The 20,556-nt window shown below is 56.3% G+C and carries 18 protein-coding genes; 3 read left to right on the top strand and 15 right to left on the bottom strand.

All coding sequences use genetic code 11. The annotated features are described in order from the left end of the window. From FGE05_RS28165 to FGE05_RS28155, 3 genes are all read left to right on the top strand, one after another. A partial coding sequence (locus FGE05_RS28165) for a DUF637 domain-containing protein (RefSeq protein ID WP_176563043.1) occupies window positions 1-6,099 on the top strand: 6,099 nt, incomplete at its 5' end. Beyond that, window positions 6,099-6,572, top strand: a complete 474-nt coding sequence (gene comJ / locus FGE05_RS28160) for a competence protein ComJ (RefSeq protein WP_139650129.1) — start codon at window positions 6,099-6,101, stop codon at window positions 6,570-6,572. The genes FGE05_RS28165 and comJ, both read left to right, overlap by 1 nt. Window positions 6,573-6,748: 176 nt before the next feature. Beyond that, the gene (locus FGE05_RS28155; protein WP_176563042.1) at window positions 6,749-7,099 is read left to right on the top strand and encodes a hypothetical protein; all 351 of its coding nucleotides are present in this window, start codon (window positions 6,749-6,751) and stop codon (window positions 7,097-7,099) included. A gap of 205 nt (window positions 7,100-7,304) precedes the next feature. On the opposite strand, the gene FGE05_RS28150 is transcribed toward FGE05_RS28155, so the two are convergent. From FGE05_RS28150 to FGE05_RS28080, 15 genes are all read right to left on the bottom strand, one after another. After that, window positions 7,305-8,054 (bottom strand): TIGR03747 family integrating conjugative element membrane protein, encoded by a 750-nt coding sequence (locus FGE05_RS28150; RefSeq protein WP_139650127.1) that lies wholly within the window; start codon window positions 8,052-8,054, stop codon window positions 7,305-7,307. Then, complete coding sequence (traD, locus tag FGE05_RS28145) at window positions 8,051-10,180, bottom strand: type IV conjugative transfer system coupling protein TraD (RefSeq protein ID WP_139650125.1); 2,130 nt, start codon at window positions 10,178-10,180, stop codon at window positions 8,051-8,053. Before traD ends, FGE05_RS28150 begins: the two co-directional genes overlap by 4 nt. 2 nt (window positions 10,181-10,182) lie before the next feature. After that, the gene (locus FGE05_RS28140; protein WP_055129586.1) at window positions 10,183-10,611 is read right to left on the bottom strand and encodes an integrating conjugative element protein; all 429 of its coding nucleotides are present in this window, start codon (window positions 10,609-10,611) and stop codon (window positions 10,183-10,185) included. Window positions 10,612-11,037: 426 nt separating this feature from the next. Next, window positions 11,038-11,757: a TIGR03759 family integrating conjugative element protein gene (locus FGE05_RS28135; RefSeq protein ID WP_139650123.1), complete on the bottom strand. Its 720-nt coding sequence runs from the start codon at window positions 11,755-11,757 to the stop codon at window positions 11,038-11,040. Window positions 11,758-11,765: 8 nt separating this feature from the next. After that, window positions 11,766-12,404 (bottom strand): hypothetical protein, encoded by a 639-nt coding sequence (locus FGE05_RS28130; protein ID WP_055129588.1) that lies wholly within the window; start codon window positions 12,402-12,404, stop codon window positions 11,766-11,768. Continuing rightward, window positions 12,401-12,895: a PilL N-terminal domain-containing protein gene (locus tag FGE05_RS28125; RefSeq protein WP_257225743.1), complete on the bottom strand. Its 495-nt coding sequence runs from the start codon at window positions 12,893-12,895 to the stop codon at window positions 12,401-12,403. The genes FGE05_RS28130 and FGE05_RS28125 overlap by 4 nt, the downstream gene beginning before the upstream one ends. Before the next feature lie 199 nt (window positions 12,896-13,094). Then, complete coding sequence (locus tag FGE05_RS28120; RefSeq protein WP_055129590.1) at window positions 13,095-13,406, bottom strand: hypothetical protein; 312 nt, start codon at window positions 13,404-13,406, stop codon at window positions 13,095-13,097. Window positions 13,407-13,539: 133 nt separating this feature from the next. Further along, window positions 13,540-14,022 carry an STY4534 family ICE replication protein gene (locus tag FGE05_RS28115; protein WP_139650119.1) on the bottom strand — a complete coding sequence of 161 codons (483 nt, stop codon included), beginning with the start codon at window positions 14,020-14,022 and terminating at the stop codon, window positions 13,540-13,542. 137 nt (window positions 14,023-14,159) lie between these two features. Then, window positions 14,160-14,567: a hypothetical protein gene (locus FGE05_RS28110; RefSeq protein WP_055137125.1), complete on the bottom strand. Its 408-nt coding sequence runs from the start codon at window positions 14,565-14,567 to the stop codon at window positions 14,160-14,162. Between the two features lie 835 nt (window positions 14,568-15,402). Continuing rightward, the gene (locus FGE05_RS28105) at window positions 15,403-17,418 is read right to left on the bottom strand and encodes a DNA topoisomerase III (RefSeq protein WP_139650118.1); all 2,016 of its coding nucleotides are present in this window, start codon (window positions 17,416-17,418) and stop codon (window positions 15,403-15,405) included. Between the two features lie 422 nt (window positions 17,419-17,840). Continuing rightward, the gene (locus FGE05_RS28100; protein ID WP_139650116.1) at window positions 17,841-18,071 is read right to left on the bottom strand and encodes a hypothetical protein; all 231 of its coding nucleotides are present in this window, start codon (window positions 18,069-18,071) and stop codon (window positions 17,841-17,843) included. Window positions 18,072-18,237: 166 nt separating this feature from the next. Then, entirely contained in the window at window positions 18,238-18,510 is a 273-nt protein-coding gene (locus FGE05_RS28095) for a hypothetical protein (RefSeq protein ID WP_055129594.1), read from the bottom strand. A 297-nt stretch (window positions 18,511-18,807) separates the two neighbouring features. Beyond that, window positions 18,808-19,206, bottom strand: coding sequence for a single-stranded DNA-binding protein (locus FGE05_RS28090; protein ID WP_139650114.1), 399 nt, complete (start codon window positions 19,204-19,206; stop codon window positions 18,808-18,810). A 12-nt stretch (window positions 19,207-19,218) separates the two neighbouring features. Next, a complete protein-coding gene (locus tag FGE05_RS28085; protein WP_139650112.1) occupies window positions 19,219-19,719 on the bottom strand; it encodes a DUF3158 family protein in 501 nt (166 codons plus the stop codon). Beyond that, the gene (locus tag FGE05_RS28080; protein WP_139650110.1) at window positions 19,719-20,510 is read right to left on the bottom strand and encodes a PFL_4669 family integrating conjugative element protein; all 792 of its coding nucleotides are present in this window, start codon (window positions 20,508-20,510) and stop codon (window positions 19,719-19,721) included. The genes FGE05_RS28085 and FGE05_RS28080 overlap by 1 nt, the downstream gene beginning before the upstream one ends. Window positions 20,511-20,556: the final 46 nt, after the last annotated feature.

The following is a 20,556-nucleotide window of genomic DNA, read 5'->3' as shown; positions in this document are numbered from 1 at the left end:
CAGACCCTGACCGTCAGCGGCGGTCTGCTCAACAACGCCCAGGGCGGCTTGATCGACAGCGGCAATGCCCTGGTCATCAACGCCATGACCCTCGGCAACGCCGGCGGCACCGTCAACGCCCAGAATGCCCTGAACTTCACCGGCACCACTCTGGACAACACCGGCGGCCAGCTGATCGGCAACGCCGCCGTGACCCTCGACCTGCTCGGCGCCCTGACCAACACCAACGGCAAACTCGCCAGTGCCGGCCCGCTGCGGGTCGAGCGCGCCACGCAGATCACCAACCAGGGCGGCCAGATCGCCAGCCAGGGCCTGCTGACCTTGCTCACCGCTGGCCTGGACAACCACAACCGCGGCACCGTCGCCGCCAATGATCAACTCGTCCTGACCAGCACCGGCACCGTGCAGAACGACGCCGATGGCCTGATCTACAGCCAGAACGGCGGCGTGCGGATCGACGCCGCCAGCCTCACCAACGGCAAGGGCACCGTGCAGAGCCAGGGCGCCATGACCCTGACCGTTGCCAACGACCTCGACAACCAGAGCGGTCGCCTCCAGGCCAAGGCCGGTGACCTGATGGTCGTCGCCCGCAACCTGGACAACCGTGGCGGCGTGCTCGCCAGCCTGCAAGGTTTGCTCACCAGCCAACTGAGCGGTGTGCTGAAAAACGGCTACGACCTGAACAACAACCGCCAGGGCGGCATCACCCAGGCCCAGCGCCTGAACCTGATCGCCCTGGGCGGTATCGACAACTACGGCGGACGGATTTCGGCGCAGACCGGCGACGCCAGTGTCACCACCCGCAACTTCGACAACCGCAACGGTGGGCTCTACGCGAAGGGCAAGGTCAGCGTTACCGCCAACGATTTCGACAACAGCGGCGACAACGACGGGCAGATTGCGGGTAGCCAGATTGATCTGGATCTGACCGGGGCATTGAACAACCGGTTGGGCATTATCGAGAGTGACAGCACCCTGGCGATCAAGGCAGCGAGCCTGGATAACCAGACCGGGCAGTTGCGGGCGTTGGGTAGCGGTGGCAAGACCGAGTTTCAGATCGGTGGGTTGTTCGACAACCGCAACGGTACTCTGGAAACCGCCAACACCGACCTGACGCTTGGCGCCGCCGGTTTCCTCAACACCGGTGGCAGCCTGCTGCACGTAGGCACCGGGCTTTTCGACATCTCCACCGCCAACGTCACCGGCGCCGGCGGCACGCTCGTCACCCGTGGCGGCCTGACCATCAGCACCGACACGTGGAGCAACAGCGGCGTCATCCAGGCCGGGCGCCTGAACGTCAACGTCAACAACTTCACCCAGACCGCCAGTGGTCAACTATTGGCCTCCGACAGCTTCACCGGTAGCGGTATCAACTGGTTCAACGAAGGGCTGCTTGCCAGTAATGGCAGCGTGAACATCGGCCTGAGCGGTGCCTACTGGGGCGCTGGTCGTCTGAGCAGCCAGGGCACCCTGGCGCTTGGCGCCGCGCAAGTGAGCCTGAACAGCGTCAACTCCAGCATCGCCGGCGGCGGCAACACCACCCTCAATGTCGGCGGTCAACTGGACAACGCCGGTCGGCTGACCTCCGCCGCCAACCTGGTGGTCAACGCCGGTGGGGTGAACAATTTCGGGACGTTGGGCAGCACTCAGGGGCTGACCGTCACGACCGGTTTACTGACGAACAATCAAGGGTTGATCTTCAGCGGCGCCGACATGGGCCTGCGGGTCGACACGCTGAACAACCTCGACGCCAACATCTACAGCCTGGGCAACCTCACCGTTGACCGCAACGGCCAGGGCGTGCTGGCGAGCAGCATCCTCAACCGGTCCGGCTCGATCCAAAGCGACGCCAGCATGAGCCTGGCGGCCAGCACCATCCAGAATATCCGGACTTTGTTGACCGTCGGCAATGCCGGGATCTACACCGCCAGAATCGACGAAGTCACCTGCATCGAGGGCTACAACGCCGGGGACTGCAGCGGTAAACAGAACCACGTCTGGGAAATCCTGCAGCGGGAGAAAACCGAAGTCACCGCCGCCAGCGCCGCCTCCAGCATCACCGCTGGCAGCAACCTGACCCTGCGTGGCGGCGATCTGCTGAACCAGAGCAGCACCATTGCCAGCGGCGGCAACTTGACCGCGTCCCTGGCCAACCTGACCAACAGCGGCGTCGAAACGGGTGAAACCGAAACCTCGCGGACTTACATGTCCGAACGGACCCGAAATGCAGGTGGCTGGTATAGCGCGGCGAGCAACTTCAACAACCAGTACTGGTTCGAAAGCGCAGGTTACAACGCCGATAACCTGGGCGGCCTCGAGGGAGGTATCGCCAATTTCATCGGCATGACCGAAACGGAGCTTGGGCAATTTCGCAAGACAACCCAACTCGCCGGCGGCGACCAAAGCTACGCGGCCGTAATCCAGGCCGGTGGCGCGGTCAACATCTCGACCCAGAACAACATCGACAACAGCGTCGTACGCCCGGGCTACAGCTACATTGGTAGCGGCCCACGCACCAACACGGCAGCGGCGGGCAGCCAATACTCGACCCGCATCACCCTCAACCACCAACTGCCCCCCAACCTGGCGCAACAGCAGGTCAACCCGGTCGCCTTGCCCGGTTTCAGCCTGCCCACAGGCCAAAATGGCTTGTTCCGCCTGAGCGGGCAGGATGGCAGCGCTCCGGCCAGCAGCGGTCCACAAAGCTGGACCCTGGGCACCGTAAGCCTGACGCCAGCTCAAAGTCAGCAGACACCGCCCATTGGCCAGGCGAGCACCTTCGACACCAGCACTACCGTGGCAGGCACCTCGCCCGGCCGTAGCGCCGACTTCACGCTCAACCGCGTCCAGGGCCTGCCCACCAGCACCGTGGCGGCCAACCCGCACAAATACCTGATCGAAACCAACCCGGTGCTTACCGACCTCAAGAGTTTCATGAGCTCGGACTACCTGCTGCAGAACCTCGGCTACGACCCGGACCAGAGCGCCAAGCGCCTGGGCGACGGCCTGTATGAGCAGACGCTGATCCAGCAAGCCGTGGTTGCCCGCACGGGCCAACGCTTCATCGACGGCCAGACCTCCAACGAGGACATGTTCAAGTACCTGATGAACAACGCCATCGTCAGCAAACAGGAACTCAACCTGTCGCTGGGCGTGAGCCTCTCCTCCGAACAAGTCGCGGCCCTGACCCACGACATCGTCTGGATGGAAAACGCCGAGGTCAACGGCGAGCAAGTCCTGGTACCGGTGTTGTACCTGGCCAACGCCAACAATCGCCTCGCGGCCAACGGCGCGTTGATCCAGGGCAGCGACGTGACCCTAATCGCCGGCAAGGACCTGAACAACGCCGGCACCCTGCGCGCCAGCAACAACCTGTCGGCTAAAGCCACCAATGACCTGGTCAACAGCGGCCTGGTGGAAGCCGGCAACCGCCTCGACCTGCTGGCGGGCAACAACCTCGTCAACAAGGCCGGCGGAATCATCGCCGGACGCGACGTCAGCCTCACCGCCACCAACGGCGACGTGATCAACGAACGCACCGTCACCACCCACGAAAGTGACAGCGGATACCGCAGCGAACGCACCGACTTCATCGACAGCGCCGCCCGCATCGAAGCCGCCAACAACCTGACCATCAACGCCGGGCGGGACATCAACAACGTCGGTGGAGTGCTGAAGAGCGGCGCCGACACAACCCTGAGTGCCACGCGCGACATCAACGTCACTTCCGTAGAGCAGGTCGATAGCAACGAGCGTGGTTCTAAACACCGCGATCAAACCATTACCCAGTACGGCTCCAGTATTGATGCTGGTCGCGATTTAAGCCTTAGCGCTGGCCGTGACCTCACTGCCGTCGCCAGCCAGATCGACGCCAAACGCGACGTTGCCATGGCCGCCAAGGATGACTTGACCTTGGCATCTGCTGCGGATGAGCAGCACTCGTACAGTAAGAGCAAGAAGGTTACGAGCCAGCAAGATCATGTCAGTCAGGTTGCCACCAGTGTGACGGCAGGTGGGGATGTGGCTTTGAGTGCGGGCAAGGATTTGACGTTGATCTCAAGCAAGGTCAACGCAGGAGATGAAGCCTATCTGGTGGCCGGTGACAAGCTTGAGCTGTTGGCTACCCAGAACAGTGATTACTCGCTGTACGACATGAAGAAAAAAGGGAGTTGGGGGAGCAAGAAAACTCAGCGTGATGAAGTGACTCAGGTCACCAACGTGGGCAGTGAGATCAAGGCCGGCGGGGATATCGGCTTGATCAGCAGCAGTGATCAGCGCTATCAGGTCGCCAAGCTGGAGAGCGGCAAAGACCTGACGTTGCAAAGTGGCGGTGCCATCACCTTCGAAGGGGTGAAGGACCTGCATCAGGAGAGCCACGAGAAAAGCAGCAACAGCCTGGCCTGGACCTCAATGAAGGGCAAAGGCAGTACCGACGAAACCCTGCGTCAAAGCACTTTGGTAGCCCAAGGTAAATTGACCATCAATGCAGTCAATGGATTGCATATCGACGTCAAGCAGATCAACGAGAAGACCGTCAGTCAGACCATCGACACCATGGTCAAGGCGGATCCTCAGCTGGCTTGGTTGAAGGATGCCGAACAACGCGGTGACGTGGACTGGAAGCAAGTAAAAGAACTGCACGACTCCTTCAAGTACAGCCACTCTGGGCTGGGCGAAGGGGCAATGCTGGCGATCATTATCGTCGTAACAGTCTTAACCGCAGGAGCAGCGAGCGCAGCTGTAGGGACTGCGGCAGGTGCAACGGCGGGCTCAGGTACGGCAATGGCGGCTGCCACGACCTCTGAAGCGCTTGCTGCCGGAGCGGAGTTTACGGCGGCAGGGTGGGGCAATGTCATGGCCTCTGCGGCGCTGACTTCCATGGCCAGTACCGGTGCAGTCAGCGTCATCAACAACAAGGGTAACTTGGGCCTGGCGCTGAAGGACACCTTCAGCAGTGACAGTTTGAAAAACGCAGCCATCGGGGGCTTGACTGCCGGCGCGCTGAGTTACGCAGACAGTACCTGGTTCAAGACCCCCAGTGGCGCCACCAACGGCGGTTCGCAAGTCACGAGTGCCGGGGCGATCCAGAATCCTGGCTATTCCAGCGACATGCTGAGCTGGGGCAATGCTGAGCAAACCGTATTGCGCAGTGGCGCGCATGCGTTGATCAACAGTGGCATCTCAACGGCCATCAATGGCGGTAGCTTTGGTCAAAATCTTGGTGGGGCGCTGTTGGGCGAGGGAATGGATCTCGCCGCCGCCGCAGGCAACAAGGGGATTGGTGATCTTGCCCAGGAACTGAAAGTCGACCCTGGCACCGCCCAGACTATATTCCTTCATGCTGTATTGGGCGGGCTGATCTCGTCGGCCAAAGGCGAGGGTTTTGCCAGCGGCGCTATTGCCGGCGGCGTTGCTGAGGGGCTGACGCCCAAGGCCAACGAGTTTTTGGCTCAATACGTTGATCAGCATTTCAATGCTAACGATCTTAGTCAGCAGGGCAGTCAAGACAAGATCGCGACGGCTCAAATCATCGGTCTGCTTTCGGCGGCTCTGGCAGGAGGTAATCCCAATACCGGCAGTTTGATCGGTGGGGCTGGAGAAAAGTACAACAACGAACTGCATCAGCATCAAGAAGCGGAAGCTGATTATGAGCTTAGGAAAGAACTGGGGGAACACATCCCACAACAGGAGCAAGATGAGCTAGGCAAGATCGAACCTACCGAAATTTTGCAAGGACCTCGTCTCGGTGGCGGTGGTGGAGGGAGCAATGGGGTTGCAAAGGAAATCCCCATATCTCGAGCTAGATATGGGGATGCAGCAGACCATATATCGGATGCGCAAGAGGCGGGTTATCCCGACGTACTCACTATTGATCGCCCAGGGGCGCCGGGAAACAGGAAAGAATCGATAGGAGGGCTTCCTAAAGTTCCCGGAATGCAGTTAGATGAGTACCCTCCCGCTATGTTTAAGGAGGGAGGGGAAGGAGCCAGTGTTCGCGCCATAACCCCTAAGAATAATATGGGGGCGGGTGCTTGTATAGGGAATGCATGCAGAGGGCTAGAAGATGGCGAAAAAGTTAGAATTAAGGTGGTGGAATAATGGCTAAGCTAGCGGCGGATCTATATCTTTCATATTCACAGCTTTGTATTTTTATTAGCTCGCTTTCACATCCGTATAATGATTGGAGTGATAGAAATTACTCACAGGGCTTCTCCTGGCGTGCCGGTAGTGTTTCCTTTAGAGCTTTGGTGGAAGAAGGTGAGCATAAAATAGCCATCTTTATCGAGGAAGCTGTGCCTGAAATTGATTCGGATGTCGTGCGGGCCTTTCGAGTACCGTTTGACGTCTCGGACAATAACGTTGAACTCGCAAGCATTTCACATTCAGTGCCTCTTGAATTGCCGATAGGGCTCTACATCTTACAGGTTGAATTTTGTGGCGCAGGGGGTGAAGGTATACCGAGAATCAATGTTCGATTAAACAAGGGTGTGACTAGTTTTTTGATATTGAAAGCTGATGCAGAAATAGAGCGGGAAGGAGATTTTGATCTTGAAGCGTTACCAGCTACATAGTGAGAAAAGAGATCTACAGACTGCAAGGCAACAATGCAAACATAGGTTTGCTGTCGTTAGCGTTGGAAGGTATCGTATCCCGATACAGGTAATAGGCTAGAGGAGCGGGGAGGAAGTACGTCAACGAGCTGCACCACAATGAGAACACCCCATGAGAAAGCACATTAGACTTTGGTATGAATGACGATGTTAAGGCCGCTCAGCGGGAAACTTGTGCACGGTGGGATGCTGATTTTTTTGATTGTGACCTGGATCTTAAAGTAGGGATCTCACTCGGAGTGAAACAAGGTCTTCGTCCTCTAAATGGCATGAGAGTTCGACCTGAGTCCGGAACATCTGGTTGGTATATCTGGGCTGGGGAGGTGTTCTCTGACGCGCATGATTTTTTTGTGCCTTTGCATGGATTGCATCTTACAGATTGGGTGCCACTAGTTATCCCATATTTAGGGCTTCCTCCCGGGTCAAGATTTCTTATCACGGAGGAATATGAAGATTTTTGGAATGATCCAGCATTACTCAAAATTTGAGGCTTGAGGTGGTTGGGAGCCGTCGATACCATGGCAAAAGAATATTGGTGATAAGGGTGTTGGTTGCCAAGTAACAGAAAGTCGATTCTGAAATTGCTGAGGCGATATTCTTCATTCGGTCTACGACTTCATCTCCAAGTCGTGCTGCTGAGGTTTTTTCGAGTGCCACGGTAACAAGTGATCACAAACACTGGACTTACCGAAATTACAGATACTTTTTGAATCTGCTTGCTGTGACGCCTATAACACCTCCCAGAAGGACCGCACTGGGCAGCAAGATAAAAGCGGCGTTCACGCTCACTGGCAGCACCAGATAGATGACCCAGGGGAAGGTGAGCAACGGCATCACGCAGGCCTTGGCGCGGTGATAGACATACCCTGACTCGCGGCCTGCACCGAATCGACGGATGTCTCGTTGTACGAGCCCATCGATCAACCCGATAAATGCTGCTACGAGAAAGAGCGGCACCGACAAACACAGTACAAGCAAGCGGACGATGAAAACCAGTACGCTAAAAGCTGCAGCGATGAGGTTGTTTTCTAGGTGCGAGTAGAACACCCCGATGTAGTCACGAGACAAGCGAGCATCGGCAATACGAGCATCCTGCGCACGCTGCGATGTGCTCATCAGTGCATGGGTAACACCCGTATTCACCAGAACTTCGTCATACACAAACTGGACGATTTCTCGGGCGCTTCGTCCCGGCTCCTGCACCAGTGCGCTGCGCTTGAAGTCGTTGGACAGCTGAGCCAGCTCGTATTCAAACATTCGCTGTGAATGCCGCCAGCCTTCTTCTGGCCAGAAAACATATATGCCGACACATTCGATCACAATGTTCAGCAACAGCGATCCAAGCAGAACGGCCACGAACCGAAAGGGCAGGGTCAGCAGATTGATGAACATCCCTTGCTGTTGCCGCTGCTGATGCTGGGCAGTCGCTGAAGGGCCGCTCATAGCTGCGTAGACTCCGTTTGTGCAGCCCCATCAAGAAGATCCTCAGGTAACGGCGCGTCTTGATCCTGCTCTGTTGCCGAACTCCACCACTCGTCCGCTGCGACGTAACGCTTGCGCATGTAACCGGCCATCATCTGTAGGTCCTTGGGCATGATTTCATCAGGATCCGGCGCGGGCAGGGGCATGCGAATTTTCCAAAGCTGACCACCTTCAATCAATCCGAATGCTTGGCCTTTGGGTAGAGCGACCACATGCGCAGGCTCAATCATCTGAACGCTGGTGGCGGTGATTCGGTCCTGTGTGTTCGAGGTAAACGCGGTATTTCCATGGGGATCTGAGCTGTCGGTGGCCGCGCTCATCACCGAGGTTGTATAGACCTCGACTTTGGGCAACTGGTTGGTGAGCAGCTCGGCCGTAGCCGTTTCACGGACTCTCAACATGAACAGATTGTTGAAGTTGCCAACGACCTGGCCTGCTTTGGCCCGGTTACCGATTCGCGCTTCAATGTCGCTGAGTGTCTGGGTGTATGCCGTGACCTGGATGCCTGCACCACCACCCTTGTTGATCATCGGGATAAACTCATCGCCCATCAGTTCGTTGAACTCATCAGCGTGCACATTGATGGGTATTTTCTGATTTACTTCTGCATCAGACAGCCTTTCGTCGACCTCGAATTTGTAGATATGGCCCGCCACAGAAACAAGGTCAGAAAACATGGAATTGCCGACGGCTGAGGCCACCTCCGAATCCGACAACGCATCAAGGCCGACATAAACAACGGCGCGCTTGCGGATCACTTGCATCCAGTCAAATATCGGTCGCGAGTCTGGCAGGTACGTGTAATCGGGAGCCAGCAACTGAGCAACGTCACCGGTGGTGAGCTTCTCCAACAGCGGCAACAGGGAAGCAACAATCTTGTCGAAATAGGTCCTGTCGTAGCGCACCGCGGAGCGCAGCCCATCAAGGACGGGGTCATACAGTCGCGCCTGTGCCAGATACTGCTCGATCGCGACCACCCGTTTCTCGCGGCCTATCATGTGCCGCGGGGTGTTCTTCTCGCTGATATTGGCTTCGAGCTGGACAATGACGTTCCAAGCTTTGGGATCTTTTTCGGCAAAGAAGCAGGCTGCGTATTCGATAAACAGCGCGTCGATGTTGATCACGTGACGCTGAATCAGCAGATAGTCCGGACGCTGCCCCAGCTCAACCAAGGCACGGGCAATGATATTGACGAAGCGCCAGGCAAATTCCCTGAACGCCGCGGAATTGCCTTCTCCTGACAACTGCCCAGCGATGCGGGACGCGACCTCGGTAATACGCCCAAATCGTCCAATCGCATTGTAGCGAGCTGAGATCGAGGGTTGCCCCAGATGGAATACGTAGAACTCCCCCTCACGCCCTGCGCGTTGAGCCTCAACGTACATGCGTTTGAGCAGCTCAGCATCCCCCTTCGGGTCGAACACGATACAAACCTCACCACGACGGATGTCCTGGGTGATGAACAACTCCGCCAATCGAGTCTTGCCGACTCGAGTCGTCCCAAGTACCAAGGTATGGCCAACCCTCTCACCCAGGGACAGCGTAACATCGACCTCCTGAGGTTCCACAGCATGGAGGCGGGGCATACCCCCCACGGGAGGCAAGGGTCTGACAGGGTTAAAGGGATGGTCCCAACCGGTGAGTCGAGGCAGTCGATTCAATGGGGTAGGTGCAAACTCCAACCGAGCTTCCACTCGACGTGCAATTTGATACAAGACAGACGGCTCTACATACCGCCGAAACTCAGGTCGATAGGTCTGCATTAAACGGTGCGTGTGGCGTTGATCCCACCGAAATCCTTTACCCACGAACAAGCGTTGGTGGCTGACAGGCATTTCACGACTGGTCATCACGTAACGCGGCAACCGCCTCATCTGCCGGCGATAACGTAGGACGATACAGGCTTGCCTCAAGCGAATGGCACCCAGTACTGCACAGATACATGCCGCTCCAGCTCCCAAAGTAGGAGTCAGTGCCAGCGACCAGGGAGCGGCAAGACACAGAATCGCCGCTGAACCACAGGCGGCGACGCTGTACAGTTCAACAGCCGGCCGCAGCAGCGTTTCTACGGCGTGGCTCTGTGTCATTGCTACTGCTCAAGGCTGCTGGCAGTGATCAACACGGGATAGTGCTGAAGGTGAAGGCGTTGAGCCAAATCATCAGCAGTTACCGGGGTCAGGGTCAGGCCAGGGGCCGCCTGACGAAGTTGAGCAAGCGCCATCTTCGATTCGACATTGACTACCAGACCGACTGCCTTGAGTTTGGCCAACTGCGGTAGACGCTGTTTTAACCAGGACCTGGAGCGAGCATCGTCTCCAATCAGAAAGAACGCCGGAAGACCTGTTGCGTCCAACGCCCTTCGTTCGACAGCCCCTGGGGATAGATTTGTCGAGCGAACCGGCAGAAAGTCTTCTTCGCTGTAACGCTCCTGCGCGTAACTGAGACTGGGTGCGTCGGCCACACATGCGCCGTAGTAGAACGCCAATAGTAGGCCGGTCCATGCATAACGTATTTTCATGGCGTGAGTATCCTTACAAAGCCAATAGGGTCAGATTTGCGCTGAGGTTTTGCCGATAACGTGCCGCAAGCGGTTCGCTAGTAGGACGATAATCAAGACCCGTAGCAAAGACTCCGTCTTCACTCGGGCTAAACGGCGGCAAACTAATTGCGGCAACTTCCAGATACCGATCAGGCCGCAACGGCTGATCAGGGTGCCAACAGAACCACTGTCGGTGGCCCAGATTGATCTCCACCAGACCGATATCATCTCGTAATGCTACACGATGTTTAAGCGCTAGTTTAAACATCCGCGCAGCTTCGAATGGTCTGACGCAGGGACGACCACAGTCCTCAGCTATAAGGGGCCGAAGCCCTGATCTCCTGGCGCAGGCCACCTCCAATTGCGCAGCAAAGCGAAGGAGGTAGCGCTGTGCGCTGTTTATGTTTACTGGCGCAGCCATTGACCGTTTACCTCCTGCATCACTGCCGGCAAGTCTCCATGTGCGCCGATGGATGCCCAGCGTCCGTTGTCATGATTGATGGAGATGTTCCCGTCTCGAATCCTTTTGGGTTTGATGCCGACTTTCTGCGCCCACTGCCGAATGCGCTTGTCGTCTTGTTCGCTGCCGAGAACATAAAGATCGAACGCGGCGCCTGACGTGTACAGTTGCCTGACCTTCTGATCGCACTCGGGGCAGTCCAACCGAACGAAGACAGATTTACGCTCGGCAGGTTTGAACATAAGAGGGCTGCTGATGGGAGGCAGATTGATGAGTGACATCCCTGGGTAACGATCTTTCCAAGCTTGGTCATAGGCGCGCTGGTAGCCGAGCAACTTCTCAACGCGCAGAGCCTCAGCTTCCACCTGAAGTCGTGCATAGCGCTGTCGCTCGGCATCCGTAGGCGCTTCTATCCCCAGTGCGCTTAATGGGTCCAGATTTGGAGAGTAGGTGCCCAGTGGTCCCCTCATCAGCGCGTCAAATCGATCCAGTTCCTCTTGTTGCAGGCCCCACTGCTGTGCAAGTAGTGTTTTTTCCATTGCAAGAGTCGTATCAGCGCGGAACTTGGCGTTGGCCTCGATGGAGGTGTTCGTAGCGCTCTCATTCGCATTAGCATCGAAGCAAAGCGAAAAGATCAGCGAATTCAGCAATCGTAAACCAGACATGGCCACTCCTATCGAATGCTCAAGTGGTGAGTAATGCCATCGGCGACAAACACCGCGGTCTGTTCGTCGAATCCTTCAAGTTTCCAACCCTGGAATGAGTCGCCGACTCTGAGAAGGTGGCTCTGATCCAGCGATTGGATACCTGCCAGTCCAACGGCCAAGAATGGGTGCCCGCCGCGCAGTTCCCGGCCCAGTACCTGGAACTCAGGCTCAGTTTTTTTCTTCGGCTTTCGGTAGGTGCTTTTGGGTGAGGGGAGTGATTGCATGGGCCGTTGGTGGCTGGCCTCGATCAGTTCGATCCGTTGCAGCAAGGGCTTCAGGTCCTGACGGGACACATGAGCGGTAAGTGCCAGCTCAATGCCTTCAAAATGCTCATTCACCTCATCTCGCATGTTGTTGATGGCTGAGCGGGTTGCCGTATCGTCCGCTTGCTGCGCCGTCAGGATGAACTGTTCCAGTTCCTGGATTTTGCTCTCAAGGTGCTGGAGTTGGGTTTCGTCATTTGTCCCATCAAGCCGTTGAGCTAGGGTCGACAGTGACTCTTGATGTGAAATAAGAGTGCAACACGTCAGCGTCAGAAAAAGAGGCGCTGTCCATCGCATCAGTCGGGTACGTATTGGTGTATCTGAGAGCGTGGAATAAATCACAGGGAAGCCTCCGAGCGGAGGAGCGCGTTTGCCTCTGGTCCTGTAGTCGAGTGGTCATTCGAGGACGTAAAACAGACCTGGCGATGTTGCTCGTCGATCTGTAGCGACCACGCTGGACCTGCCAGGGTTTGCAAGACATCGCGCAGCACCATCGGCCCTAGTCTCAAATGAGCGGCTGGTAGTGGAAGAGCGAATAGACTCGCGTTCTGAGGTGTAGGCTCGCAAAGCTGATACCCCGAACGTAGTAGCGCATAGCGGAAGGCGTCTGATACTGAGACAGACCAGGTACTGGGCAGGTCGATGTCTATGACCTGCAACAGCAGGTTCTGCTGTGCCGCCTCGGGTGCAAGCTCGACCAAGGTGTAGCGTCCATAGCGTTGTACAGGAATGTATTGATCGGACGGGTGGGTAACGGCAGTCCCGACTACGGGGTCGGCAGGCAACTGCTCAGTGGTTAGGCACCCCGTGAGCGAAAGACTGCTCAGCAGCATGGGTAGAAGTAAACGCAGAGGAATCACTGGCATACATCGGGCTCCTGGGGATGATCTGTGAAGGATCTCAAGCAGGTGCCGCCTTCGCAGCGATCAATAGGAAACAGCACATTCCCGTTTTACGACCGCAAAGAAAACGGCCTCCAAGGAGGCCGTTAAGAGTGATGGCTGAAAGGTGAGGGAGGCCTGGCCGCAGGCCTCAATACTCTTCAGGTAGGAGAATGGTGGTCACGCTGCGGTCAGCTTCAGTGATGATCCACAACTTGAACCCCGGCTCGATCTCGTCGACGTGGTAGACAGACATCAATCGATAGTTGCACATCAGTGCTTCTTCGTTGAGCTGACGATCCTCATCGCAGATGTCTCCCCAGTCGCCAAGGATATGACGGCCGAAGTAGTAGAACGGATCCAAGCGCTTCGTTCTCATCAAGGCATCGACACCAGGGGTGATAACCAAGGCGCCGTGCTCAGCAATAAGATTGTCCGAACCACCAAATTTGATAACAATCATGGTCTGCTTCCTATTTAAAGATGGGCCATGACACCCACCTCGGGCGTCATCGCTCACGAGGAGGGTGGGAATAGTCAAACGTCGAAAGTGAACGACGATTAGGAAAAACCAGGACCCGTTGCCGGATCTGAAATCAGAAGGGAGCCCCTTCGCTTGGGCTCTGGGATTGCGCAGCTGCAGTCGGTGCTGGTGCTCCAGGCGCCGGACTGTCTTGATTCGTCGGCTCGCGCTTGTACACCAGCGTTCCGTCGACCTTGATCCAGTTCAGTAGAAGCAGGCGGGCTTTGAAGCTGACTCCCATTTGCCCCTGGTTTATGCCTTTGGAGTAAGTGAAGGTGTCCACCCAAGGATCTCCTAGGCGAAAACCGACCAAGACCTTGCGTTCCAACTCGACAACCTTGGCGAGACGACGAACGAGATGTTGTGCGTCTTCGCCAGTGACCCGGACGTCAAAGCGCCGGTACTCCGCGCAGTCAGTCGGACCATTGAGCGCTGCAATGTCACAAGCCAAAAACGATTCACCTTTCTTGAGCTTCACTTCGCGAATGCGATTGAGATAACCCAGTCCAGTGATATGAAGATCGAAGTACTCGACTTCAGAAAACGTGTTGCTCATGAGATGCCTCCGGAGTTGAAAGAGCAGTGGGGAGGCACCACACCCGATGGGGACGGTTGCCCCCTATGGGTGAATAGTCAGATGATGCGACAGGGAAACAACGCTTGTGGCGTGTCCCGGTGTTTAGAGGAAGCTGGTCACCAGCCGTGGTAGTGCATGACCAGTGAGGCGATGACGTCACGTTGCCCAGGCACTAAAAGCCCGAGATCAGCCAGGCCTTTTACACCCGCCTGCTTGAGCAGGTCGCAGCCTTTGTTGGTGTCGTGGAAGCTCACCATCGCAGCCAGAAAAATTCGCTCATGATTACTCAAAACCTCAAAGTTCTTGTCGATCATGCGCATGATGGGCCTCAGGTCCCATCTGCAACTGGCTTTGTTGAAACCAGCTATGGATCCATCGCCAAAGTAGGTGTGGCCAGCCAAGGCGACACCTTGTTTCCAGGCAAAGAAGAAAGCGGCTGCGGTGTTATCTGCCGCGGCAGGTAGATGATCAGTGCGCGTGGGCTGGGATAGGGAGGAAAGCTGTGCAAGCGTAGAGTTTTTCATCGTGGTGACTCCTTGGATCAAGTGATGTGTGATGTTCGGACGAACTCGCACGAGGAAGTGAAGGGCATCAACGTCATTCAAGACGCACGTCCGCGAAAGCGATGCTGAGCGAACTGGGAGGGTCAACGTGAACCATTCACGCCGCAGCCTTGAAGACCTTCGCTGCCTGGGCAACCACCGATCCGTGATCGGCGATGCGTGAACCAAGGATGGTTTTTGAGTATCCACTTGTCAGCGATCAATACCTTCATGCTCTGTACCGCATTTCGAGAGTGCGCTGGACAGGCGCTTAACGATCCATGTCGGACAGGCATCGTTTGCTTTCCAATGGCTCGTAACGGGGCTGTCAGCGTTCACGTTGTTACACTTGTCTCATGGGCTTGTCTTTCCCCTGGTGCGCGCTCAAACGCCTGACGATATAGGTCAAGTGCGGCGCATAAATGGGGGAGGAACAGAGGCGCCGAAGATGTGACCTTCGGCTTGAATCAAGAAGCCACCCGTGGGTTGTGTAAGTGTCTGGTAGTCGTCATAACCAGACCCATCACAGCCATTCACCCGACCCGTCTCGTGGCTTGGGTCGGTATCGTGAGGCACACATCCGCGTACAAAAGGAGCCCGTTGTTAACCGGCGGGTGCCGGTACCGATTACGTCCACCCCAAAGGGTCTCCTGATCGTCCTTTCAGGGCGATCAGGAGACCCTTCGGCTTGGCTTTGTCCCACAGTAACTTGGTGCTGCAACACCATTAGGAATATGTGTTCCCTCACGTGACCGGTTGTTGACCGGGCGAGACGCGCACGCTGTTACAGAAGGAAAAGCGTGCTTGGGCGAGTCGCTCAATAACCTGGTGGCTTCGAGCGACTTGGCTTTCTGCGGTGTTTGGTACTCGATGCTGCGGCAGCAACGGGAAGGGCACCGCGACAATCAGGGTACCGGGTACATGACCAGAAGGTACGGTGTTTGCCATGCTGTTGACGCATGCGGGCGCCACATAGTGGACAGGTTGGGCCACCTGGAATGTGCATTGACAGGGTTTTTGTCCGGTAATGCTCAACCAGCTGAGTGACCCAGGCAGTTTGTTTAGCCAGAAAACTGTCCAACGTTATGTGGCCGGATTCAATTTGATCGAATGCCTGTTCCCAAATGGCAGTAGTGGCCGGATCCGCAATAGCGGGTGGAACTGAGTCGATTAATGTGAATGCCGCTTCAGAGGCATGTACAGATTTACCCTTTGTGTACAGATAACCGCGGCTGAGCAACCCACTGATAATATTGGCCCGTGTCGCTTCAGTCCCGATACCCGTAGCGTCCTTGAGCGCCTGCTTGAGTCTGGGATCGGTCACCAGTCTGGCCACTCCTTTCATGGCCTTGATCAGTTCACCTTGGGTATACGCTTTGGGGGCTTGCGTCTTGAGGGACTTCAGGGTCACTTGCCGTACAACACAGCCAGTACCTTCCTCCAGGACGGGCAGTAACTGGCTACGTTGCAAAGCCTCATCTTCATCAGCGCTAAGATCACTTTGCAGCATCTGATGCCAACCTGGCTCAATGATCCGCTTGCCTTTGGCCTTCAATACCCAGCCTCCGCAGTCGAACCGCGCGACGGTACGGTCATATTCGTGATGCGGGAGAAATTGAGCGAGATAATGGGCCCGAATCAATGCGTAGACGGCGCGTTCGTCCTGGCTTAGCGCATCCAGCGCAAAGGGCTCCAGCGTAGGGATAATGCCGTGGTGCGCTGTGATCTGAGCATCGTTCCAGGCACGTGAACGCAGATTGCGGTCGACGGACCGCACCAGCGACTCCACGTTGGGATCGCTGATGATCAGCGCATCCAGTACAGCCTGCGCCTCATCCCGCATGTTTTCGGGAAGATAGCCTGAGTCGGTACGAGGATAAGTGCAGGCTTTATGGGTTTCATAAAGTGATTGAGCTATGTCCAGGGTTTGCTGCACGCCAAACCCTAACCGTCGAGAGCAAACCTCTTGCAAGGTACTCAAGTCGAAGGGTAACGGCGCAGCCTCTCGAATACGAAGCGTTTCAACGTCCAGTACATGCGCAACGATTGCCTGTTTGAGATGTTGTAACGCCTGCTGCGCTACCGCCTGACGTATGCAATGACCCGCGGTATCTATCGCAGTGTCTGGCGGCACCCACTGCGCTGTAAAAGGTTGCCCGGCAAGAGAGAGGTGCACTTCGATAACCCAGTGAGCGACGGGCGTAAATCTTTCGATCTCCCGATCACGATCGACCACCAACCGTAACGTCGGTGTCTGAACTCGCCCGACCGACAGCACTCCGTTGTGACCGCACTGCCGACCGAGGAGGGTGAATAGGCGGCTCATGTTCATGCCAATCAGCCAATCGGCTCGAGAGCGGGCGAGGGCAGAGTGATACAAGCGCCGAGTCTGCTCTGCCGGCCGTAGCTGGGCCAGTGCTTTGCGAATAGAGGCCTCGTTGAGTGCCGACAACCAAAGTCTCTGAATAGCGCCTTGGTACCGACACAGCTCAAGCACCTCGCGGGCAATCATTTCACCTTCACGATCGGCGTCGGTTGCGATGACCAGTTCAGTGGCAACGGCCAATAGTTGTTTGACGATTTTGTACTGCGCAGAGGTGTTTGCTTTAACGCTGACCTGCCAGGTAGTTGGGATGATCGGCAAGTGGTCCAGCGACCAGCGCTTGAAGCGTTCGTCATAGGCTTCTGGTGGTGCCGCTTCGACCAGATGTCCAATGCACCAGGTCACACTGACGCCTGCCCCCTTGAAGCAGCCATTGGCTCGTTGATGGGCACCTAGCACCCGGGCAATGTCTTTGCCCTGAGAGGGTTTTTCACACAGAAAGAGTCGCATGGTGTGACCGGCAAAGGAGTTGAGGGGCTCAGGAAGATGCGCCGGCGGAGCCTGTCGATGCGAGCGTCAAAGCGATCTGCGCAAGAGGCGTATTGTCCGATGACCCGGTACCTCCATGAGCCGGGCATGAGTGAGAAGATGTGTGCCGCAACTGATTCGTCATGTGCCGCCGGCTGGAATAGGATGGATGTCTGTGGACAGAGCCATCGGGTCAGCAGGACGGTTGGCGCAATAGAGCGTCGAACAACTGGGCCAGCCGCTCTCAAGAGCGGCTCTGATGGAGAACCCTACCGTCGGCCAGGGGGCCGGAAAACCAGTGGGACCTCCTCGAACACTCGGCAAACAGCAGTTCAATAGGACTGATGCATTAAAAAACCACCTGTCAGGGACAGGTGGTTTTGGCGAGGATCAGTGAGTGAACATCACTGAATGAATTTCATTGCAGCGATGAGAACGCCCACCACGGCTGACAGCATGACACCCATACGAATCGTAAGCTTGACCTCAAGTTGAGCTAACTCCGCACGTAGATCTGCTTTTGTGGCAAGTGATGTTCGCAAGTCAAACTCCAATGCGTCGATTACAGCATGGGCTTTGGGCTCGGGCACGTTGATCGCGATCAGTGCTTGGTACAGAGCCAGTTCCATTTTCATTAAGACCACCTAAAAAATTAAGGGCCTTGTCCCTCGACGGGAAAGGCCCGTCGTGGGTGAGAAAATCTGTGTTTCCATCGACCTTAAGTCGACTGACTGCGCTACCGAAACGATGCAGTCATTGGGTGAGCTCTGCGAAAAATCGCAGCGCCTCGAAGAAAGCAAATCAATGAATGAACTTCATCGCAGCGATCAATATGCCGATGGTGGCTGAAAGCATGACGCCCATTCGCAATGTCAACCTCACGTCGAGGTGTGCAATCTCCGAGCGGATTTGAGCTATCTCAGCCGTCAGTCGATGTTCGACTTTAGTGAGATCGCTCTTGGTTGCCAGATGGGTGTGCATATCCGACTCCAATGCGTTAATTACTGCATGGGCTTTGGGCTCGGGCACGTTGATAGCGATCAGTGCTTGGTACAGAGCCAGTTCCATTTTCATTAAGGCCTCCTAGAAAATTAAGGGCCTTGCCCACGACGGGGAAGGCCCGTCGAGGGTGAGAAAAAGTTGTGCTTCCATCGACCTTGAGTCGACTGACTGCGCTACCGAAACGATGCAGTCATTGGGACGGATCCTGCGATTATCGCAGCGCCGTATAGAAGATCCCTACGGCTGGCATGTAGCTGAACACGTCAGCAAGACACCAGCGTAAATTGCGTCGCTTGGTCGTGACTGTCAACCTACCATCCGGTTACCGAGTGTTTCATAAGTGGGGCATAGCCGCTCTCAGGCCCTGCGTTAATGGGCGTGATCATCGCCATCGACTGAAGACAGCTTGCCACCGAGCGTCACTCGCTCGATCCGATAGGGCAGAATCCCCACGCGTCGAGCCTCGATCTTGAAGGTGACCCGGGTGTTCTCGTCCGCATCCGACCATTCCTCCTTCACCGAACGACCCTCGACCATCACCCGCATGCCCTTCTGGTACAACGTGCTCCAGCGTTCCGCGTCGCGATGCCAGATCTCGACCGGAGCCCAAAAGCCTCCTCGATCTTCATAGCCGTCTTTGATGGGAACCGGGTTGTCGAAGTAAACGTTAAGCCGTAGCAGTCGACGTGGCTCGTCATTACGGTTGTTGAACTCCCGAAACTCGGGAACCGATCCGATGTTGCCTTCACCAAAAAAATGAGTACTCATAAAGGGGCTCGCTCAAGTAAGGGCGCGCTGCATAACGCAGCGTTGATAGATCTCTTCGGCGTATGCCATTTTGATCGCGCAGTCATTGGCCTGACGGGCCAGGGTATGGACCAGGCCGATTTGCATGTTCAGCACGATCCTCTGTTGCTCCAGGGCGTAAAGGTCGTCAATCACCAGGTTGGGCGTGGCCTCGTTTTCGATGCATTGCTGCCACAATGAAACTCCCATCGCTGTGCGGTCCGGGCTGCGCCAACGCAGAAACATTGTCCCGGCCCCGCTGCTGTGCGGAGTCAGTTGGGCTGCCAGCAAATTGAATGGATAGCGCCGGGCTTGCGTCAGAATTCGCCCCTGCGCCAACGCCTTCAACTCGTCGCGCAGCGCAATGCATTCGCTGGCCCAATCCTTCAAACACCCCTTACCTTTAAAAGGCTTGAAAAGGCCTTTTAGGTAGGCTGTGTGTTGCAGTTGCTCAAAGTCCGACTGGGCCAGTGGTGTGAAGTAATGAAGGGCCATTACCGATCCTCCTCTTCAGACTGTGGATGCCTGGGAGCTGCCTCGTCATCGTCAGGTGAATCAGGACCGTCGACGGCAGCGTCGGCGCTGTCATTGTCCTTATGCTCCGAGTCATGGATCGCCAGCCGACGGGCCAGGGGCGCAGCGAAGCGTGAGCGACACGTGCCTTCCAGGACATCTTTGGAAACATCACCAAATCGGGTTTTGGCGAGGGCAGCAGCAGGGGTGTTGGTCTCAAAGTCCACACGTTTTGTGCCGGAGGGTTTGAATTGCTGAGCCAGGCTGAAAAGGCTTCGCAGGGCATGTGCTCCCTCGTTCAGCCAACGCTCCAAGGTGGTTCGATCAATCAGCGCGGTGTGATGGGCCAGAATCAAGCGGCGTGCGATGTCGTCATAATCGGCCAGCAGGAACACCGCCATAAAACCCAGTTGAGCATTGACGAACAAAGGCAGTTTGACGGGCTGTACGTTGAGGTTTTCGCCTAGGCTCAAAGCGGGAGGTACTTCTGATAACGCCAGGTCGACCTTTTCACGTAGGGCATTGAGGGTGGCTTTGGTGCTGTTGAGCTTGTCTTCGATTTTTACCATCCAGGCGTCAGCGTAGGGGTCATCCAGCTCTGAACTACGTTTCATCTTGTTCATCACGGCAATGAAGCCGTTGAGCCCGATGATGGTGGGGCGACCCTGTGAGGCGTCTCGGCCATGCCAGATACGGGAGGCCTGATGGGTATGAAGTGTCAACTGCATGCTGCTACGCAGGGTTCCGAGGTTCAATTGCAGATCGTTCGCCATAAGAGCTCTCTCAAATCGTGGGGGAGGGCTCAGCTTTAAGGCATGG

The organism is Pseudomonas sp. ICMP22404 (assembly GCF_006227205.1).
Taxonomy (GTDB): domain Bacteria; phylum Pseudomonadota; class Gammaproteobacteria; order Pseudomonadales; family Pseudomonadaceae; genus Aquipseudomonas.
Note: the sequence above shows the minus strand (reverse complement) of the source record. Positions and strands in the feature narration are given on the sequence as shown.